The sequence below is a fragment of the Vibrio sp. 1288 genome, assembly GCF_033344475.1.
Genome location: NZ_JAWPOX010000104.1, coordinates 1 through 1270, shown reverse-complemented (window position 1 = coordinate 1270; position 1270 = coordinate 1). Strand labels below are relative to the sequence as shown.

General features: G+C 43.9%; 1 protein-coding gene and 1 pseudogene. One reads left to right on the top strand and one right to left on the bottom strand.

The window, feature by feature from the left end; genetic code table 11:
• Positions 1-524: pseudogene (locus R8O11_RS24905) on the bottom strand (calcium-binding protein); the annotation flags it as partial.
• Positions 525-926: 402 nt separating this feature from the next.
• Between R8O11_RS24905 and R8O11_RS24900 the strand changes: the two are divergent.
• The coding region (locus R8O11_RS24900; RefSeq protein ID WP_318194564.1) for a TolC family protein at positions 927-1270 on the top strand (344 nt) is incomplete at its 3' end.

Sequence of the window (1270 nt, the reverse complement as noted above, 5' to 3'; positions counted from 1 at the left end):
ACGTCGAAAGAGACTTGCTGCCCTTCATCTACTGCAGGGCTAGAAATATCTTGCACCGTAATTGTTACTGGAATCGGAATTCCTGTCGGAGCTGGTGCCTGAGTTGGAGGGAGAATGTCCAATAAAGTTAGAATCTGAGTGGTTGAAAACCCCGCTCCTTCAGTGCCAACTGTCTCAAAGTTGGTACTGGCGAGCAATTCTGCCCCTGTTCGCGCAACATTCCCTGTTGTCTGAGGACTAGACCCATTTGCTTCGCCCGCTGCGGTTTCAAACTCTTGACCTAGTTGGGTCGGGTCTTGTCCCGCTGCAATAGCTTCTATCAACGCTGTAATATCACCAGTTACATTGATGGAACTGCCTTGCGGTGTCACTTGCTCAATGACCAGTTCTGAAGTGTCTGAAACTTCGTTAATAATTAGTTACCCTGGTTTAGGCAACTGTCCTTGTTCGAGGGTTCTAATTTCCCCATCGAGACCGATAACTACAATATTACTCATCAATGAGCCAAAAGTTACTCGCTCCATATCTACCTCGCCCCACTTTGAACTAAGTCAAAAGTTTGTCACCCCAATATTTACGTCTATAGTTTAGTCAAAATCTTCATATTTTCGTTGTATGTGCAAGGGGCGATGTGCTGATTAACTCAAGGGGCGGGGTTACAGGTGCAGCAGGGAATTGCACAGGTCGTGGAATGCTATGATATTAAGAAATCAAGCTTTTCTCTTGCTTAAACACAAACGGTTGCCAAGCAACATTTTGCACATGTGCTAAGGTTTAATCAGGCGAACTTCTGGATATTCGAAACAAAAGCCTAGGTTTAACAGTAGGTTGATAATTTACTTACTCAAACACTGTTATTTGTGATGTTTTATCTCAAATGTGAGATGAAACAGCAAAAAGCAACACGATTTTTTAGGAGAAACACCGTGAAATGGAACCGACTAAGTATTGCTTGCTGCTTTAGCTTAATAGTGTCTATACCCGTTTTCGGTCAAACTTTAGAGCAAGCCGTGGCATTAACGTTAAAAAATAACCCAGATATCAAAAGCGCATTTAATGAATTTGAGAGCCGAAGGTACATCAATGAGGCGTCAACAGGCGCCTATTTGCCTTCTCTCGATCTTGATGCGGGCATTGGTTACGAAGGCCTCGACCCATCTGATGAAGTCGGACGAGGCAACACTGACTATACGAGAAAAGAAGCGTCTATCACCCTAACCCAATTAATTTGGGATGGCAGCGCGACATTAAACGATATTGACCGTACCGC